Source organism: Pseudomonadota bacterium (assembly GCA_039028935.1).
GTDB lineage: Bacteria > Pseudomonadota > Gammaproteobacteria > Steroidobacterales > SZUA-146 > SZUA-146.
This window is the reverse complement of the sequence record JBCCHD010000012.1, coordinates 54,870-72,513: the sequence shown is the minus strand read 5'-3', so window position 1 is coordinate 72,513 and position 17,644 is coordinate 54,870. Positions and strand designations below refer to the sequence as shown.

Annotated in this window: 15 protein-coding genes; 10 read left to right on the top strand and 5 right to left on the bottom strand. The window is 55.7% G+C overall.

Annotation, left to right across the window (positions count from 1 at the left end; all coding sequences use genetic code 11):
* Positions 1–147: 147 nt before the first annotated feature.
* The 5 genes from AAF465_07945 to AAF465_07925 all read left to right on the top strand — a co-directional run bounded on the left by AAF465_07945 (position 148) and on the right by AAF465_07925 (position 6,981).
* Positions 148–4,482 carry a S8 family serine peptidase gene (locus AAF465_07945; protein ID MEM7082650.1) on the top strand — a complete coding sequence of 1,445 codons (4,335 nt, stop codon included), beginning with the start codon at positions 148–150 and terminating at the stop codon, positions 4,480–4,482.
* A 121-nt stretch (positions 4,483–4,603) separates the two neighbouring features.
* Positions 4,604–5,068 carry a GNAT family N-acetyltransferase gene (locus tag AAF465_07940; protein MEM7082649.1) on the top strand — a complete coding sequence of 155 codons (465 nt, stop codon included), beginning with the start codon at positions 4,604–4,606 and terminating at the stop codon, positions 5,066–5,068.
* Between the two features lie 196 nt (positions 5,069–5,264).
* Positions 5,265–5,720, top strand: coding sequence for a hypothetical protein (locus tag AAF465_07935; protein ID MEM7082648.1), 456 nt, complete (start codon positions 5,265–5,267; stop codon positions 5,718–5,720).
* A gap of 216 nt (positions 5,721–5,936) precedes the next feature.
* A complete protein-coding gene (locus AAF465_07930; GenBank protein ID MEM7082647.1) occupies positions 5,937–6,266 on the top strand; it encodes a hypothetical protein in 330 nt (109 codons plus the stop codon).
* A 127-nt stretch (positions 6,267–6,393) separates the two neighbouring features.
* On the top strand, positions 6,394–6,981 hold the full coding sequence (locus AAF465_07925; GenBank protein ID MEM7082646.1) for a phosphoglycerate mutase family protein: 588 nt from the start codon (positions 6,394–6,396) through the stop codon (positions 6,979–6,981).
* A 176-nt stretch (positions 6,982–7,157) separates the two neighbouring features.
* On the opposite strand, the gene AAF465_07920 is transcribed toward AAF465_07925, so the two are convergent.
* The gene (locus tag AAF465_07920) at positions 7,158–7,436 is read right to left on the bottom strand and encodes a peptidylprolyl isomerase (protein ID MEM7082645.1); all 279 of its coding nucleotides are present in this window, start codon (positions 7,434–7,436) and stop codon (positions 7,158–7,160) included.
* Between the two features lie 39 nt (positions 7,437–7,475).
* Positions 7,476–8,138: a tRNA (guanosine(18)-2'-O)-methyltransferase TrmH gene (gene trmH / locus AAF465_07915; protein MEM7082644.1), complete on the bottom strand. Its 663-nt coding sequence runs from the start codon at positions 8,136–8,138 to the stop codon at positions 7,476–7,478.
* 104 nt (positions 8,139–8,242) lie between these two features.
* On the opposite strand from trmH, the gene AAF465_07910 reads away from it, so the two are divergent.
* A complete protein-coding gene (locus AAF465_07910; GenBank protein ID MEM7082643.1) occupies positions 8,243–8,653 on the top strand; it encodes a secondary thiamine-phosphate synthase enzyme YjbQ in 411 nt (136 codons plus the stop codon).
* A 20-nt stretch (positions 8,654–8,673) separates the two neighbouring features.
* Here AAF465_07910 and AAF465_07905 read toward each other — a convergent pair whose 3' ends face one another.
* Both AAF465_07905 and AAF465_07900 read right to left on the bottom strand, forming a co-directional pair.
* Complete coding sequence (locus tag AAF465_07905; GenBank protein MEM7082642.1) at positions 8,674–9,129, bottom strand: peroxiredoxin; 456 nt, start codon at positions 9,127–9,129, stop codon at positions 8,674–8,676.
* 73 nt (positions 9,130–9,202) lie between these two features.
* Positions 9,203–9,661 carry a GNAT family N-acetyltransferase gene (locus AAF465_07900; protein MEM7082641.1) on the bottom strand — a complete coding sequence of 153 codons (459 nt, stop codon included), beginning with the start codon at positions 9,659–9,661 and terminating at the stop codon, positions 9,203–9,205.
* 274 nt (positions 9,662–9,935) lie between these two features.
* Here AAF465_07900 and AAF465_07895 point away from each other — a divergent pair, with 274 nt between their 5' ends.
* The 4 genes from AAF465_07895 (at position 9,936) to AAF465_07880 (ending at position 15,833) form a co-directional block, all read left to right on the top strand.
* The gene (locus AAF465_07895) at positions 9,936–11,009 is read left to right on the top strand and encodes a glycosyltransferase (protein MEM7082640.1); all 1,074 of its coding nucleotides are present in this window, start codon (positions 9,936–9,938) and stop codon (positions 11,007–11,009) included.
* Positions 11,006–13,183 (top strand): bi-domain-containing oxidoreductase, encoded by a 2,178-nt coding sequence (locus AAF465_07890; protein MEM7082639.1) that lies wholly within the window; start codon positions 11,006–11,008, stop codon positions 13,181–13,183. The genes AAF465_07895 and AAF465_07890 overlap by 4 nt, the downstream gene beginning before the upstream one ends.
* A gap of 29 nt (positions 13,184–13,212) precedes the next feature.
* Positions 13,213–14,736, top strand: coding sequence for an MBOAT family protein (locus AAF465_07885; protein MEM7082638.1), 1,524 nt, complete (start codon positions 13,213–13,215; stop codon positions 14,734–14,736).
* A gap of 212 nt (positions 14,737–14,948) precedes the next feature.
* On the top strand, positions 14,949–15,833 hold the full coding sequence (locus tag AAF465_07880) for a hypothetical protein (GenBank protein ID MEM7082637.1): 885 nt from the start codon (positions 14,949–14,951) through the stop codon (positions 15,831–15,833).
* 86 nt (positions 15,834–15,919) lie between these two features.
* Here AAF465_07880 and AAF465_07875 read toward each other — a convergent pair whose 3' ends face one another.
* Positions 15,920–17,635 carry a Mur ligase family protein gene (locus AAF465_07875; protein MEM7082636.1) on the bottom strand — a complete coding sequence of 572 codons (1,716 nt, stop codon included), beginning with the start codon at positions 17,633–17,635 and terminating at the stop codon, positions 15,920–15,922.
* Between the last annotated feature and the right edge of the window lie 9 nt (positions 17,636–17,644).

Sequence of the window (17,644 nt, the reverse complement as noted above, 5' to 3'; positions counted from 1 at the left end):
CCTTCGCGAAACAAAGTTGGACACATGTGTTTGGGGATTAATCAAATTGAGGATTCTACGGTGAAAAGCAAGCTACTTGTATTTCTGATGTCGGCGTTATGTTCGGTCGCCATCGGTTCGAATGTATATGGATCTGGCGACCGTTACGTGTCAAAAGGATCCGTGGCCAGTGCGGCCACGTTTAAAGGAGCGCTGGAGGCAGCTCAGCCTGCAGTCAAGCAAACCAAGCGCTCGGTTCGGGGCGCACCTGTGTTTGTTCGCGAAAAAGGGTTGGATGAAAAAGTCTACACCTACATCGTGCAGCTCAACGATCCACCAGCGGCGACCTATCGCGGCGGTATCGATAATCTGGCCGCTACGAGTCCTCAGTACTTAACGCAGCGAACACCAGGTGCCAGTCGCAAGATGAACGTCAAAGCGCCTGCCACCGTCGCGTACGTCAACTATTTGAAGGAACAACAGGCGAAGTTCTTGGATGCCGCTCGCACGACTGTGGGCCGCAACATGTCCAAGGGCCGCGAGTTCCAGTTTGCTATCAACGGCTTCACCGTTGAGATGACTCAAGAGGATGCGGTACGCATGGCCGGCATGGCGGGCGTCAAGCGCATTCAGCGCGAGATCGATCATCCGTTGCACACGGACGCTGGTCCGGCTTTTGTCGGCGCACCCGCTGTGTGGGATGGGAGCGCCTACGGTGGTGTCGGCACGATGGGCGAAGGCATCATCGTCGGTATTATTGATACTGGCGTGAACGGTGATCATCCGTCGTTCAAAGCGTCCGACGCCGAAGGGTTTACGCATACGAACCCCAATGGCGAAGGCAACTACATGGGCGATTGTTTTTCGACGCCAGAAATTGTGTGTAACAACAAAATGATCGGTCGTTGGAACTTCGTGGACGCACCGGATTCCGAAGACATCGACGGTCACGGTAGCCACACCGGTAGTACAGCGGTCGGTAACATGCTCCAAGGTGTGCCGCTGCTCGACGCGGAAGGCACACCCATGAATTACACCCTGGGCGATTTCTCTGGTGTTGCACCGCGCGCCAACCTGGTGGTTTACAAAGCGTGTCCAGCCAACACCTGCCCAACTGGAGCGGTGATTGCCAGTGCTGAGCAAGCCATTCTTGACGGCGTGGATGTGCTCAACCACTCGATTGGTTCCGCACCGGGTTCACCTTGGGGTGAAGCCAAAGCCGAATCGTTTAAGTCAGCGCGCGCAGCGGGCATCTCCATGGCCAACTCTGCAGGCAACAGTCGGGATCTTGGTCCCGGTGCAGCCGGTTCGACCGGTGGCGCACCGTGGTCATCCTCGATCGCAGCTTCGACGCATGATCGTGTTTTCCCATCTAAGAACATCAGTTTTGCCGGCGGCACGAACACACCGCCTGTGATCGGTGGTCGCAGTGTCACCGAAGGGCTGACCGCACCGATTGTGTATGCCGGTGATTACGACAACCCCAACAGCAATGCCGATCCGGCCCAGTGTCTCGAGCCTTTCCCGGCTGGAACCTTCGATGGCCAGATCGTGCTGTGTGACCGAGGCTCGATTGCCCGCGTGCAAAAAGCCATTAACGTGCGCGACGGTGGAGCCGGTGGCTTCATCCTGTGTAACGTGGACGGTGGCGCGGCGTTCCTGTCCGACGATCCGCACGTGATTCCTGGCATTCATATCACCGCCGATGATTGCGGTCCGGTTCGCGACTGGTTGACCTCAGGCTCGGACCATATGGCCACCATTGATGCAACTGGGCCCGTGATTCGCGACGTTGAAGCCGCCGATATCATGGCGACCTTCTCCTCGCTGGGTCCTTACCCTGATATGGAATGGATGGTGCCCAGCATCACGGCACCCGGTGTCAACATCTTCGCGGCTGTGGCCGACCCTGTTGACTATGCCTTCCTGAGTGGTACATCCATGTCGAGCCCGCACGTGGCCGGCATGATGGCGCTGTTGCACGCTGTGCATGCAGACTGGACCCCAGCTGAGGTTCTGTCGGCACTGATGCTGACCGCTGACGACAGTAATGTGCTACAGGACGAAGATCTGTCGGTCTTCAACGGTCCTCTGATTCCGTCCGATCCGTTTGGCCATGGCGCGGGTAGTGCACGCGTCAATCTCGCGGTGCAGGCCGGGCTTGTGATGGACGAAACCGACGACAATTTCAGTGCCGCGGATCCGGCGATCGGCGGTGATCCTCGCACGTTGAACTTGGCGCAGATGTATAGCACAGAGTGTCTCGGTAGCTGCAGCTTCACACGCACCTTCCGCGCCACCAAGGCGGGTACCTGGAACCTCGCTTCTGACAACGTTAACGGCGTCGGCATCTCCATGGAGCCCGCCTCGTTCACGGTGGCTGAAGGCGAGCTTCAGGAAATCACTGTGACGGCCGACGTCAATGGCATCGACGCAAACGAATGGCAGTTTTCGAAGGTCCTGCTGGAAGAGGCCTCGGGCGGTTCACCGACCATCGGTGTGCCACTGGTGGTACGCACTGCTGCGGCGATCTTCCCGGACAAGCTCGAACTCGTCGCGGATCGCGATGCGGGTTCCATGATTGCCGGCGGCATTCGCACAGCTGAAATTAACGGCCTCACGGTCGACACCTACGGATTGGCGCAAGCCGAGCAACGTCTGATCCAGATCGCTGGTTCAGTGGGTGATTTCACACCGTATACCGGTGAGCACACGCAGATTGAGTTTTTCGCGGTACCCGACGGTGCGGTGAGCTTTATTGCTGAAACCGTGGCCTCGACGGCGCCTGACGTCGATCTGTTCGTGGGAATCGACGCCAACATGGATCGTGAGATCACCGAAGACGAAGAACTGTGTCAAAGCGGTAACGCTGACTCGTTTGAGCGATGTGAACTGACGCCTGAACAACTTGCCGGCGGTGGCGTGTTCTGGGTTGCGGTATTCAACTACGAAGGTTCTGGCGATGACATCGTTGATGACACCGAACTGGTGGTATCGGTGATTGCACCGGCGACCGACGGCAGTATTTCGGCAGAAGTGCCGAATTCGGTCGTGGGCGGTGAAGCGTTTGACGTCCGGGTATTCTGGGACTTCCCGATGGAAGTTGGCCAGACCTACATCGGTGCCGTTGAACTGATCGCGCCAAACGGAAGCCTGGGTATTATCCCGGTTGAAATCTCTCGCGCAGAAGATGACGTCAAACTCGTTGCCGACACCGATGCGGCCAATGTGGGTGATCGAATCAACATGAAGGTTGAGATTTCGCCCAACGAGTCACCCGAAGATCGCTTCTACGTGGTGAGTGCTCCGATTCCCGAAGGCACACAGCTTGTGCCGGGTTCGATTACCGGTGGCATGCAGTCGTTTGTGATCAACAACCAGGTCATCTGGACGGCTGAAACCCCATCGCTGACGGCGATTGGTCGTACCTATCAGCCGTCTATTAATGGCCCGAATGTGGACACGAACGATCCGTTGTACAACGCGTCATGCGAAACCGGGTTCGGTGGTTATGTCGATCTTGAGGACTTCGGTTTCGATCTCGACCCAACCATCTCGGGTAATAACGTGTCGTTCCAGGCCCATGCTGAGCAGGCTGTGTTCTTCTACGGTCAGGAAAACGTGAATGGCATCAACTTCACGGATGACGGTTTCCTCTACTTCGGTGGTCTGCCGGGTCAAAACCCAGGCAACAATACCGACATTCCAAACCCGGCCTTGCCAAACGCCATGGCCGCGCTCCTTTGGAATGACATGGAAATCGTTTACGACGAAGCAGAAGGCAGCGGTGTGACGATGGCGACCGGTGGTGTGAACCTGTCGGTGATCGAATTCGATAACCTGCAGCCTGCACCCGCTGGATCAACCAATGCACGTGCCGACGTCGTGGCGCTGGTCTCCGGTCGACTCAACGACATCGATAACCAGTATGAGCTCATCTACTCCTACGACAATATCGAGGGTGATTGGGGCGATATGACCATTGGTGTTGAAAACGCCGATGGTAGCTTCGGCACGACCTATGAAGGTCCGTTGAGCAATGGTCTGATCATCTGCTGGGACTACCGTGAGCAACCTCGTGTCACGACCGACCTGACGTACACGGTCGAAGTGATGGCGGATGCCAGCGGGGGCACGATCGAAGCCGAGGTATACAGTATTGTTGATATGCCTGGATCGGTTGAAGTGCGTGAAACCGCATCGATTTCAGTGGCATCGGTCGACTCTGACGGCGACGGTGTACTGGATGACGTGGACAACTGTGCGGCGTTCGCAAACCCCGAACAGGTGGATGCCGACAACGACGGCTTCGGTAATGCCTGCGACGGCGACTTCAACCAAGATCTGATCGTCAATTTCCTTGACGTGAAGATTCTGATGGACAACTTCGGCAGTTCCGATGAGGTTGTCGACTTGAATGTCGATGGTACCGTTGATTATGCGGACATCGAGCACTTCAAGACGCTGTGGTTGCGTAGCCCTGGCCCGAGTGGTGTCCAGTAGTTAACCCACAGTAATGTGATCAACGGAAACAGCGGCCTTTGGCCGCTGTTTTCGTTTAGATGAACGCTTTTTATCGTGCCGCGGTTCGCGCGATCAGTAGGGCTTATAGTGAGGTGGCAACATGGGAGAAAAAGACGTAGAGATCCATCGCGCAGGGTTGGCGGATCTTGACGATATCGCTGTGTTGTTTAATGCCTATCGTGTGTTTTACCGACAGACCGATGATTTGGATCTAGCTCGGGCGTTCATAGGTGAGCGTATGGAGCGACAGGATTCGGTTATCTTCATTGCGCGTGGCGATGAAGGGCGAGCGTTGGGTTTTACCCAACTCTATCCAAGTTTCTCATCGGTCTCGGCTCAGGCAATTTGGATTCTCAATGATCTGTACATTGATGACCGAGTGCGTTCGCAAGGGTTGGGTACCCAGCTTCTTGAGCGGGCTCGTCAATGGGCGATTGAAACAGGCGCGAAGGGCGTGTCTTTGGAAACGGAGCGGTCCAACGTCGGCGCTCAGGCGCTGTATGAGCGCCTGGGCTATGCGCAGGATTCGGATCACTATTTTTATTTCTTGGCCACGCCTCCTTAGCGAGTGCTTTGTCGGCGTGGCGCAGTCAGCGGCAGTCGTCACGTGACGTTCTGCTGGACGAACGTAGTCGTTACCGTTTGCTGTCGTGTCTGAGTGGGCGTGTTGCCATCAGGGACTCGACAACGCGATTGTTCGGCTCGGATGCGTGCAACAAAGTGCTGTCACTGTGACCAATAAATGCCGTGGGGCCAGTGCGATGCTGAATTATCAGAATCAGTGCTCTGCGCTCACTCTCGCGGAGGGGCTCAAAGAATTTGAGTCAGCGTTTCAGGCAGTCGGAGTGCCTCGGGACGCGGGCGAGGTGGCGCGTCAATTTTTTCGTTATCACGACATCGTGCACGTTGTGTTTGGTGCGGGTGTGTCACTGGAGGACGAATTGGTTGTCAAAATGGTGAGCCTGATGGGCACGACCGAAGGGTGGCGTGTGTTGAAGGGTTATCGATCCGATGAAGCCAAGAGTCTTTACTCCGTGTTGCCGGCCAGTCAGGTCGTACGCGCGGTGTTGTGTTCGGTACCGCTTACGCTGAGCGCCGCCTGGCGTTGTTGGCGCATGAAGCAAAAATGGCCATGGCGCGATCACGAGGTTTATCTGACCATGTCGCTCGATGTCATCCGTCGGCAGTTTGGTATCCGGGTGGTGCGCGGAAACTGAGAATCGTAGAATCCGAGGGAGCGACGCCGGTTGCACGAGGGATGTTGAACAAATCGCACAGACCGCGTGCCAGGGCGTGAATGAATCGAAATCGTGTTAGTGTTGTCCAACGTCGTATCGAGGCCTGATTTTGAACGTGGTTCAAGGCAATGTCGGCGACACATTGTCCGAACACGCGACATCGAATCGGCGATCAATAAAGGAGAGGGGGTGCGCATGCAGCAGACACCCTGGGGATTAGCCCGCCATCTGTGGGCACAGAAATTTCAGCAAAACCCACTGGGGACAATTTTCGGCTCGCTGCTGGTGGCAGGTGGTCTTGGGCTTATGCTGTTCTTCGGTTTCTTTGTCGTGATTGCTCTGGTCGTGATTGGCTTAATCATGGTGATCGTCCAATCACTGTCGGGCGGTTCCGCTGCGCGGTCGCGCGGGGCCCCGTGGTCACCGACAGCACGTACTCAAACGCACCGTGATAAGGAGGGGACAAGTGCTCGCCCTGCCGATACGATTGAAGGCGAATACACAATTGTTCCAGATGAAAAATAGCGGTGCTTCGCAGTAGGCGTATCGGCGCGCTCGTTAGACGAGTGCCGGGCAGTGACGTGGGTAAGGACATCCGCCCAGCGTCTGGACGCACCCGATGCGTCTGTTCGATTCACCTAAGGGGTGCGCCGTGCTGAGGTTTCCTGTAGCGATGCCGCGAGTCACACGCCGTCGAACCCGGGGTCTGAGCGCTTTTTTTGCTCTACTCGCTATCGCGGCATGTTCTGCTGTGCCGCCGCTAACCCCCGCGACGTCCGTCACTGTTTATGTCGTCCGGCATGCCGAAAAGGCGACCGATGATCGACGCGACCCAACTCTCAGCACGCAGGGCAAGCGCCGTGCTGAGGCTCTGGCTTCAGAAATTCTGGCTACTTCACCGAATACTGCCTCGGTTATCTTGTGGAGTTCGGATTATCGGCGCACGCGTCAAACGTTGGCGCCGCTGGCTGAGGCGTTGGGGGTTTCGATAAACGTCTATGACGCACAGGATTCGCGGGCGCTGGTGCGTGCGATCATGGCCCAGCCGGATGGCGTACATGTGGTGGCTGGGCACAGCAACACGGTCCCTGAAATCGTCGACGGGTTATCCGCCTGGCCAGCCGCGCCTGCCACGCTGAGCGCGGACTTACCGTATGATCGTTATGATCGACTCTTCGTCGTCCGGCGAGGAAGCGGCTACCCGGTCCGGGTCGAGGAACGCCGTTATTTTTCTCAATAACCACATGAGAAAATATCTGTAAGCAATTGGAAATAATCTACTAATACACTAGTGTGACGCGCGCGGGAGAGGGGCGCTTCCTGAGCCAAGCGTGTCCCGACGCGTGGGCGGGTGTCTGAGTCCGTCGACCGGGCCAAGCGGTTGTGTGCACTCAGCCCGGTGACGTCGGTATGCGCTTAGGTGCGTTCGGTGATGTCGATAAGGTGGTAGCCAAACTGGGTTTTCACAGGGCCGTGAATGACACCCAAATCACCGTTGAACACCACCGTGTCAAACTCTTTGACCATCTGTCCAGGCCCGAACTGGCCCAATTCGCCGCCGCGCTGGCCGGACGGACAGGTGGAGTGTTCGGCGGCAATCTTGGCAAAATCGGCGCCGTCTTCAATTTGATTCTTCAGTGCGATGCACTCGTCTTCGGTTGCAACCAGGATATGGCGTGCGCTGGCGGTAGGCATTGTTGTGTCCTCTCGGGTAAAAACCTGTGCGCGATGATATCAGGTTGTCAGCGGGTTTGAGAGCATTTGCCCGTTTTCGTCAAGGTTAGGGTAGGGCGCCTGTTTTTCGCGACAACGACGGGCAATATCGGGGTAGCACCACTCGAACAAGATATGGCGATAGGTGGCGTCAGGAATACGGCAGGTGTCGTATAACCCGGCTGCTGCTCGTTGTCGTTGCGCTTCATACAGTATGACCGCGGCCGCGACCGACACGTTGAGCGACTCGACCATGCCCATCATCGGGATCATGACGTGCTCATCGGCGCAGGCCAAGCCCGCCTGACTGACGCCGTCGAGTTCGGTGCCGAGCATGATAGCGGTAGGTTGGCGATAGTCCAGCGCGCGAAAGTCCACGGCTCGTGAAGACAAATGGGCGGCGACCAAGGTAAAGCCCTGTTGTTTTAACGCCTCAGCGGCATGTTGGATATCGGAGTGCGTATGAAGGCGGGTCCAGCGGCTGCTTCCGGCGTTTGTCGCGTGGTGACGCGGAATTTCGCCGCCCGGTGATACCGCATGAACATCGAGCACGCCCACTGCATCGCAGGTACGCACAACCGCGGCAACGTTATGGGTTTTGTGCACACCGTCGGCGAGCACGCTGAGATCCGGTTGCCGCCGGCGCAGCGTTCGCTCAATGAGTCGGAATCGATCTGGCGTCATGCGGGTGTCTCGGCAGGGGGGCTCGCACTAGGCTTGGGGTGATGGGTGGGCGCATTCGAAACGACGGGCACTCGGCGAGTAATCGGATGAGCTACACTAGGCGCATGATCCATGAAACGTTGCGAGTGAGCACCGAGGGACGCGGGCTCTATGAAATCACGCCCGACATTACACGTGTAGTGGCGGAGGCTCAGGTGACGCACGGTGTGTGTCATGTGTTTATTCATCATACGAGCGCCTCTTTGATAATCTCCGAAAACGCCGATCCCGATGTGTGTGAGGACCTCGAACGATTCATGGCCCGGCTCGCACCCGATGGCGATGCGATTTACGCGCATACCGCAGAGGGCCCCGACGATATGCCCGCACACGTGCGCAGTGTGCTTACCCAAACTCATCTGACAATGCCTGTTGTGGATGGCCGCTGCGACTTGGGCACCTGGCAAGGTGTATACGTCTGGGAGCATCGTCACCGAGCCCACACGCGCCGCGTTACGATTAGTCTGACCGTGTAAGTGTCTTCACGACACCGCTGTTAGCCCGAGGCATAGCGCTCGAGTGCTTCATTGAGTAATTCTTCATGGGCGCTGATTTTGAACATCGCGTTCACTGCATCGTCGATTTTACCCTTCGGGCTGATCAGATAAGTAATGCGTTTTGTGACGCCAAACAGTCCGTTCGCTTTATATTGTTTTGCGACAACATGATCGGTATCGGCGAGCAGCGTGAACGGCAGATTGTGCTGTTGTTGAAATCGGCTATGGCTGTCCTCGTCCTGAGCGCTAACGCCCAGCACCGTTACCCCAACGTCCAATATTTCCGTATGCGCGTCACGAATCATGCAGGCTTCTTTAGTGCAGCCAGGAGTGAAATCGGCGGGATAAAAGTACAGCAATACAGGGCCGGTTTTGAGCGTGTCGCTGAGCGTAACCGGATTGCCATCTTGATCCGGTAACGTGAAATCGGGGGCATCAGAGCCGATTTTTAACATCGTGTCTCTCCAGTCGTGTTGTTAAAATAGGAGTGAGTTTGGGGCGTGAGGTCGGACGGTCTCGGCGTCGGTCTCAACGCGCGAATTCCTCTTCCATAATCAGATAGGGCGTGGTGGCCATGCCTAGTGCAGTATACGTGGATTGCGCTCGTGTGTTGTCCTTTTCAACATAGAGCCGAATTCCGCACACGTCGGGGCGTTCGCGAGCCAGTGTTTTCACATGTTGGTATAGCGTGCGAAAAACGCCCAGCTTGCGCGCATCCTTCTCGACATACACACTCTGAATCCACCAAAACCAGCCATCGCGCCAATCGCTCCACTCGAACGTAATCATGAGCTGACCCACCACGCGCTCGGCGTCGCAGGCCAGGTAATACGAACCTCGGGTGGCGTCGCCAAGAATGGTTGATACACCTTGCACAATGGTGGCTTCCGGGAGAGTCTTGCCTTCCGTTTCAAGCGCTAGAAACTGGTTAAATGATGCGATGAGAGGCGCGTCGGCCACGGTGGCAGTGCGTACGGTGACGGTCATGGTATGAAATCCATCAATGGCGTCTGAGATGTCCGGATTATGACATCTTTGCCGACAGGTGCACGTTTTCTTACGCGCGCCGTGACGGTGGTGGGGGAGGTGTTGAGCGTGGGTAGTCGCTCAGAACCGGCGGCCAATTGATCGCCCGACCATGATTGGCGAGAGGCACGTGTTTAACACACGAAAAAGGGCGTCAACCGCCCCTTGCGGTGGGTAAATTGGTGAACTGATCGGGGGTCGAAAAACCTTAAAATTGAGTATACTGCACGCCATCATGCCCGATTCCATGCAACTTTTGCTCATTGGCCCATTGCCGCCCCCTAAGGGAGGCGTGTCGGTCCACTTGGCTCGTCTTTCGGCGCTGCTTGAACGTGGTGGCATAACGATCGACTTGATCGACGAATCGCCGGTGCGTAAGGCGGTCTTTAATTTGCGCAGCTTGAACGTATTCGGCTACTTTCGTCGTTTCTTCCGAGCGGAAATCGTGCATATCCATTCGAGCGTTGATCTGTTTCGAGTCACCAATGCGCTGACCGCGTTGCTACTGCGTCGACCTTTCCTTATTTCGCTGCATTCTTGGCGCGCGCGTGGGGCAGTGAGTCGTGGCATCCATCGCTGGATATTTCGGCGCGCTCAGGTCGTCATTTGCGTGAGCTCGGCGATTGCCGATGCGGTTGAATCGGATAAGACCGTCATTCGGCCTGCGTTTCTGCCGCCCGTACCCGAGCACGAGCCCGCCTTACCGTCGGCACTTCAAGATTGGCTTGGTCACCAACGAAGTCAGGGACGAAAAGTGATCGCCTCCAATGCGTATCAGCTCGACGAATTCGAAGGCGTTGATTTGTACGGGCTCGATCTGTGTATTGAGATGATGCGTACGTTGGTCGACGCGTCACAGCTCGAGGTGGCGCTCGTGTTTAATGTTGCCTCGCTGGCGAAAGGTCGGGATCGATTTGAGCGGTATCAGAAAGCGATCGTTGATTTCGAGCTCGGTGACCGAATCAGGTTGACTTGTGATGAAGACTTATCGTTTGTACGACTTATTGAGAATACCGACTGTTCCGTACGCGCAACGAATACTGACGGGGATGCGCTGAGCGTGCGCGAAGCGCTGAGCCTAGGTAAACCGGTGGTGGCCTCCGATGCGGCCGCAAGACCAGCCGGTACTCGTCTCTTTACGTCGAGAAATTCGCAGTCGCTTGCGAATGCGGTCAAAGACGTGCTCATGTCTGTTTCGAACGACAATGGGTGGGTTGCACAAGAGGGTGACCACGCCGATTTTTATATGAATTTGTACGCTGCTGCGAGTGAGCTCGACGGTGGCTCGACAGGGAAACCAACTGCATGAAACAAGTAACACAGACCCTTCGGGATGGCGTTATCAGTGTGAAAGACGTGCCTGTGCCCAGTCTCGGCGATAAGTTTGTATTGGTGCGCAATACCGCTTCGGTAATCAGTGCGGGCACAGAGAAAACCTCCGTCGACATGGCGCGCAAGAATTTGTTGCAAAAGGCGCGTGCGCGTCCGGATTTGGTCAAACAAGTCTTGAAAAAGCTGCGTACCGACGGGTTTAAGAAAACCTTTCAAACCGTCGGCGCCCGCTTGGATTCGCCAAGTCCCCTTGGCTATAGCTCCGCCGGTACGGTTTTGGCTGTCGGTGGTTTAGTCGAAGGAATTCAACCGGGCGACCGGGTGGCGTGTGGTGGTGTGGGGTACGCTAATCATGCCGAGATCGTCGCCGTGCCCCGTAATCTTGTCGTCAAAGTGCCAGATAGCGTAAGTGACGAACACGCTGCGTTTACAACGCTGGGTTCGATCGGTTTGCAGGGCGTGCGATTGGCCGAACCTAAATTGGGTGAAACTTTTCTTGTTCTGGGTCTCGGTATCCTCGGTCAGATGTGCGTGCAAATTCTCAAGGCGAACGGCTGCCATGTACTGGGAACGGATCTGGACGCCGGTCAGGTAGCGCTTGCTGAGGCACACGGCGCAACGGGTCTCAAACCGGGCTCCGATATCGTACAGAGCTGCTTAGATCTGACGAACGGGCGCGGTGTGGATGGCGTTTTAGTGTGCGCCGGCACCGCCAGCAATCAACCCATTGAACTGTGTGGCCAGGTGACACGGGAGAAGGGGCGTGTGGTGGTCGTGGGGGCGGTGCGCATGGATATCCCCCGGGAAGACTTTTTCAAAAAGGAGATCAGTGTTGTCATCTCGAGGTCTTATGGACCTGGGCGCTATGATCCCTTCTACGAGGAAGCGGGGAATGATTATCCGTTCGGTTATGTACGGTTCACCGAGCAGCGCAATATGGAGTCGATACTGGGCTTGCTAGACCAGGGCGGACTCAATCTCGATCAATTGATCACGCATCGATTTGATGTTGATGAGGCTGCCAAGGCCTATCAGTTAATACAAGGTGAAAAAACGGAGCCGTACATTGGCATCGTTCTTCGCTATGGCGAACCGCAAAACGACGCGGTTGAAGACGCGCGCATACCGGTCAGCACTCAACCATTGGATAAAGCGGATATCGGCATTTCCTTTTTTGGCGCCGGCAACTACGCGACGGCGAGCTTACTTCCGCCGCTTCAGCAGATGTCAGGCGTTGCCTTCAACGGGCTGGTGACCGCGAGCGGACGGACAGCGCAAGGGGTGGCTGAAAAGTTTGGTTTCAGATACTGCGCAAGTCATTACGCCGAGCTTCTTGAAAACGATTCTGACGTGATCATGATTACCACGCGCCATGACTCACACGCCAGGTCGGTGGCGCAAGCACTCACGGCGGGCAAGCATGTCTATGTCGAAAAGCCTTTGGCCCTTAACAACGAAGAGCTGGCCCAGGTCGATCAGGCGATGCGCGAGGGTCAGGATCGTCAGCTCATGGTCGGATTCAATCGCCGATTTGCGCCACTGACAACGCTCGCGATCCAGCATTTTTCGACGGTCAACGCGCCACGGGTTGTCACGATACGCGTCAACGCCGGATCGATTCCAGGCGATCATTGGATTCAAGACCCGGTCGTCGGAGGCGGCAGGATGATTGGTGAGGGTTGTCATTTTATTGATCTTGCCTCGGCCCTTTGCGAGTCGAATGTGACGTCGGTGCATGCCTTTGCCACCGCAAAAGCCAATAAATCAGCGCTCCTCAATGACAATCTGACGGTGTCGCTGTCCCTGGCGAATGGCAGTATTGCCAACATTGTGTACACCGCTGACGGCTCGCCGGCGCTACCGAAAGAGTACGTGGAGGTGCATGGTGGTGGCCGGTCAGCCATTATCCGAGATTTTAAGGAAGCCGAGCTGTACTTTGCCGATAGGAAGACCATCAATGAAAAGCTGGGTAGTCAGGATAAAGGGCAGCAAGCGATGCTGCGCGCCTGGATCGATGGCCTTAAGTCCGGAGAGCCATGCGTGACGTACGAGTGTCTGATGGCCACGAGCATCGCGACGGTTGCGGCAGTGGAGTCGTTAACCATCGGTGCGCCGGTTGATGTCAGTGCGGCATCGTTGCGCCAAGATTGACCGTGAATAGAAGCGCTTGAGGTTGACGCGTGCTCTTTAATTCGTACGTTTTTATTTTCGTCTTTTTGCCCGTAGTCTTGGCCGGTTTTTATCTGGCGAGTCGTACCGGCAACGCGCGTATGACCAATCTTTGGCTGCTGGTCTGTTCCGCGTTTTTCTATGGATGGTGGAATCCGGTTTACTTGCTTTTGCTGGGTCTATCGATCAGCGTTAATTTTACGATTTCTGGCCTCATGGTTCGTCGTGCTGCCAGCGGCCAAGCGACCAAGAGCCTGCTGGCGACGGGAGTAGTCTTTAATCTGGCGCTCCTCGGGTATTTTAAATACGCAAACTTCTTCGTGGATAACGTCAACTTACTGTTCGGCGCGTCGTTTAATCTTGAACACGTGGTATTACCGCTGGCCATTTCATTTTTTACCTTTCAGCAAATCGCTTTCTTAGTAGATACGCATCGAGGATTGGTCGGCCAGCAGAAGCTTCTCAATTACTCGCTCTTCGTGTCATTCTTTCCACAGCTGATTGCGGGTCCGATTGTTCATCATAAAGAAATGATGCCGCAGTTTGCCGATCACAAGCGGCTGCTTGAGTGGCCAACTCACGTGTCGCTAGGGCTTACCTATTTCGGCATTGGGTTGTTTAAAAAAGTGGTGCTCGCGGACTCGGTGGGGTCGATTAGTACACCGCTATTTGAGAAAGCGGCCCAAGGATCGGTTATCGACTTCTTTACCGGCTGGGCAGCGGCGCTGGGCTACACGCTGCAATTGTATTTCGATTTTAGCGGCTATTCTGATATGGCGATGGGTATCGCGTTGCTATTCGGTATTATGCTGCCGATCAATTTCAATTCGCCCTACAAGTCGCTAAACATCATCGAGTTTTGGCGACGATGGCATATGACACTGAGCGCCTTTTTGCGGGACTATTTGTATATCCCGTTGGGCGGCAATCGCAAAGGACCGACCCGCCGTAGCCTCAATCTGAGTATCACCATGCTGCTCGGTGGTCTTTGGCATGGTGCGGGTTGGACCTTTGTCGTCTGGGGTGGTTTACACGGTCTGTATTTGCTGATTAATCATAGCTGGCGGCAATTTCGTCAAAACGTGTTGGGCCATGATCTCAGCCATTCGACACGCGTTGGAAAGGTGCTGGCATGGAGTGTGACGTTGCTGGCCGTGATTATTGGATGGGTGTTTTTCCGTGCCGCTGACTTCTCGTCAGCCGTGAATATCTTGAAAGGCATGTTTGGCTTTCATGGCGCGACATTGCCAGGTGTGTTTGCAAATATTTCACCCTTCGTCTCTGACGTACTGAGTGCGCTGAATATTCGAGCAGTCGCCGGCGGCGGACAAATATTCTGGAATCAATGGATGAGCATCGTGTTGGTCATCCCATTTGTCTTTATGCCCAATTCTCATGACATCGCGGCGCGCATGAAAGCGGGCGTTGGCTTCCTTGGCTTTAATCCTCGCACCGCTTGGCTGGTCGCCGCGGCGTTGCTGATTAGTTTCGTTTCGCTGAACAAAGAAAGCGAATTTTTGTACTTCCAATTCTGATTATGGCTGCTTCTTTCCCTCTTCGAGTATTAGTTTATCTGACCTTTTTGGGTGCGTTGGTCCACGTCTTTAATTGGGTGGTCGATCCGCTTCAAATATATCGCCAGCAAACGCGATTAAGTCCTCTCTTTAGCGAGCAGCAGCGATATCAGGTGCCGGGCTTGACCCGGCACTATACGCAGAACGCGACGCGCCTGCTGATTGGAAGTTCGATGACGGCGAATTTTCGTGTTAACAACATGGATCGTTTGTTGGGCGGCCATGCGCTCAAACTGTCGATTAACGGATCCACCGCCTACGAACAGCTCTTTGTTCTTGAGCAAGCACTTTCTACCGCCGGTGCTGACCAAATTCAGAGCGTCGTGTGGGGCATTGACCTTGGCCGGTTTAATGAGCGTTATGGTGAGTTTTCGCAAGAAACCGGCGCCTATCCCCATCACCTCTATGCAGGGGGGCTTCAGTTACTGCGCTATACCATGAGTTTACAAACCACCCTACATAGTGCCAGAACCTTGGCATCGAGTGTTTTCGGTCTGTCTTTTCCGCTTGAGTCGTCCGATATTAACGGTCTTAACACCTGGGATCGCAGTACTGGCTGTCAGCCGGTGCTTGAGCACTTCGATACGATTGTGAGTCAATCTGGGTTCTTAGCGAATCGCGGGTATACCTTTCGAACCGATGTATTCGATGCCCACTTGGACGATATCGTGGCGCTTGCACGCTCAAATCCGGATACGGAGTTTGTGCTGTTTTACTCGCCGTATTCCATTATCCGCTATAAGCGTATCGAGCAATTGGGCGGTATCGACCATTTCATGCGGTTGCGTGAAGCGTTTGCCAAGCGAGTGGAAACCGAGGCGAATATTCAACTCCTTGACCTTCAAGCTGACGCGTCCATCGTCACCGAGTTGGATTACTACAAAGACGTCGGCCACTACGACCAAAACGTGAACGCGCTTATCATGCAGGCCATTCAGTCGCGGCAGTTCTCCAGCGTCAAGAAGGTCGGTGAACAATCTCAGACGTTGCGCAAACTGATTGAGCGTACCGACGTTGAGAACATTCGTGCGTCCTGCGACGACGAATCGCGATCCTAATTTTCGAGCCTGCTGTCCGTTGTAGAGTAGGGCGTTTAGGTTGGGTTCCCGTTACGCCTGGATAACGAGTGGCGGCGGATAGCCCGTCAAGCGATCGACGCCGAGGGATAGCTATTTAGCCACTCAAGCAGGGCGCGTGCTTCGCCCAGCGCAATCATGATAATAAGGTCGCCCTCGTGCGCCAGATGAAGGGCATGATCCAGCGACTCACGTTCGCGTTCGTGGTGCGAAATTTGATGTTCTTGCGCTCCGGCGGACAGGAGTCCTTCCTTCAGTAAGTGAAACACTTCCTGCGGCGCACGGCCTCGACGGTAGTCGCCGAGTTCAGAAACGCAGACATGGTCAAGTCCAATGGCCCAAGCGAGTTGTGCTAGCTCCCGAATCGAATCGTCCGTGCGGTCGCCAGCTTGCCCGAAACACAGCAACCGTCGCTGGGCAGGGTGACTACGCGCAATGTCAAAAATAGCCTGCATCGCACTGGGATTATGGGCAAAATCCAGCAACACATCGACGCCGTTGACCGAAAAGAAATTGCAGCGACCCGGGTTGTCATTAGGTTGCATACTCTGCAAGCCGCTCACAATGGACTCGTCGTCGGCCCCTAAAAAATGGGCAAGGGCTATGGCAGCCAGACTATTGGCGACGTTGTGACGCGCGCTGCCTCCAACGGTTATGGGTGCTTCGTCAATGGCGCACAAGGTTCGCCACGTGTTGCCGTCGAAACGGCAGAATACGTTGTCCTTCACCGTCACCACCGGTTGCGCATTGGCGATGTGCGCGCGTATGGGGTCGGCATCTGGCTCGAGCCCGAACCAGCATAGCGGCACCGACAGTTCGGAGGCTTTGGCAACCAACAGCGGGTCATCCGCGTTTAAGATCGCAACGGATTGCGTGTCGAGCGCGCGCGTGACAATCCACTTCAAATCGAGCAGTTCGTCTAAATTCTCGGAGCCAAAATCGCCCAGGTGATCTTCGGCAATGTTCGTGATCAGCGAGGCGTCGGCCCGCGGCATGCCGAGGCCGCGACGCAGTAAGCCACCGCGCGCTGTTTCGAGCACCGCGGTGTCTATATTCTGACGCAATACGGCGCGTGCGCCGCCCGGACCGGAATAATCGCCCCGATCAATGATCGTGTCATCCACGCCAATCCAGTCGGTTGAGCTGATGCCGACACGATTGCCGGCCGCACGCAGCATCCGCTGAGTTAATCGCACCGTCGTTGTTTTGCCGTTGGTGCCGGTGACCAAGCCAACCGGGATACGGCGCGCTGAAGACCAATCGATCGTCTCGGGCAGGGCATCAACAGGCCAAGTTGTTGCGTAGCGCCCCAGGCCGACCGATATTTCATCATCGTCGATGAGCACGGTCGCGTTGACGGGCTGTGTCGTGAGCACACGTTGAAGTGCGGGATTGCACTCATCGGCGATCGCCCGCTTAACGTGCGACACCATCTCGTCGAATTCGCGATGCGGCACCGCCTCATCATTCTCATCATAGATAACCGGACGCATTCCCGTGAGTGAAAAGGCAACTTCGCCAAACACCCATTCGGCCGCTTCGACCGCACTGTACAGCGCATCCATCGGGGCGGCCAGCGCCAGAGCAACGCCGGAATGTAGGCGATGACTGCACACCGGATGGGACCAGCCGAGGGCGTCGAGAAAGCGGCGCGCCTGGATCGCCCATTGATCGGCGACCGCGTCCGCGTCGTCGTTTGGATCCAACCGAACATCCACTACCGCGCCCGGATGTTGCCAGATTACGTTGATGCCAGTCAGGCGTCGAGCGTCCAGTTTTTCCATGAAATGCCT